We start from the raw sequence: 1,335 nt of genomic DNA on the forward strand, positions 1-1,335 counted from the left end.
GTGTTTGCAACAGTCATGGCGCCGCCCAGACTTTTTACGATATGACGCGCCTGGAAGAGACCGACACCGAGGCCCGAACTCTTTGTCGTGTAAAAGGGCTCGAACATACGCTCTATCTCCTTCACAGGACTCCCCGTATCGCCGATCGTGACCTGCAGGGTCTCATCTTTTTCACCGACAGAGGCAAAGCACCGCAAACCAGGTTCATTAATGGATTTTTCGCGGATGTTTTTGATGATGTTGTCAAATACCGTTACCAACATATGTCTTTCCGCAAAGATAATGCCATCTCCCGTGACCTCGCCTTTGATCCCGTGCAGTTCAAAAAGCTCCCGGATAAGTCCGGTGATATCTATCTCCTGTTTATCCCTTTCATCACCTTTCTTCGTGACACCTATCTCAAGGGTCCCCAGGATCTTATCAGTCCTAACCTTCAGCGCCGGTGTCGATTCTCTCAGTGATTCTATGAACCTATGCTCCCTTTCCGTTCCTTCTACCCGGCTAACGTTAAAGAGGAGGCTTCTTATGAACTGGGTAACATTCTTTACATCATGGAGCAAAAAGGTCTGAAGCTTCGAGAAATTAATGAACGCATCGTTCGTCACCTTTATCTTCATAAGGATATCCGCTTCGATAAGCAGAAAGAGCGTTTCAAAAACAATCATGTAGATATATTTCTGATAACCCTTGGGGCTCAAAGGCACCATGCCGAGACGTATCGAGTAGTCAGGACGTGAAGCCTCCCTGATGATCGTCTGCCTTTTTCCGGAATACAATTTTGACAGACTGCTTTCTCTATAAGTGATATCGTAAAAGACATCCTCTATTTCAACGACCTTCATGAGTTGCTGCACATTTGGGAGAAAACGGGCGACATCATAGTTGCAATCCCTGTTCGCATCAATCATCCGGAGCATCACCTTGAATGCCCTGTTCGTGAGGTAACGCAAGTAAAGAAGGATAACGATCGCCACCGCGCCTGCGACGATAAAGAAGAGGTACATGTACTCAAAGAGCTTAATCGTTATCATCGCCCTCTTCCCGTTTGAAACCAAATTTCTTCATAAAATAGTAAATGCTCTCCCGTTTCACGTTTAGGAGCTTTGCAGATTTGTATACATTAAAGTTCGTATCCCGCAGCACCTTCAGGACAAAGTTTTTCTCCGCCTCCTCCCGCGCAGGCTGGAGACCTTTCCCTATCTCAACATTAAAGGAGATCTTTTTAACGCCACGTCTTTCCAATTTCTCCTCTGCATCGCGGAAGAGGATCGCCCTCTCTATAGAAAAGAGGATCTTTTCCATGTTCACCGGTTTTAAGATATAATCGAAGGCGCC

General features: G+C 46.1%; 2 protein-coding genes. Both read right to left on the reverse strand.

Annotated elements, in window-relative coordinates; all coding sequences use genetic code 11:
- Positions 1-1,031, reverse strand: a 1,031-nt coding sequence (locus PHU49_16600; protein MDD5245630.1) for an ATP-binding protein, incomplete at its 3' end; no start/stop codon positions are given.
- Positions 1,018-1,335, reverse strand: a 318-nt coding sequence (locus PHU49_16605; protein MDD5245631.1) for a helix-turn-helix domain-containing protein, incomplete at its 5' end; no start/stop codon positions are given. The genes PHU49_16605 and PHU49_16600, both read right to left, overlap by 14 nt.

Source organism: Syntrophorhabdaceae bacterium, assembly GCA_028713955.1.
Taxonomy (GTDB): domain Bacteria; phylum Desulfobacterota; class Syntrophorhabdia; order Syntrophorhabdales; family Syntrophorhabdaceae; genus UBA5609.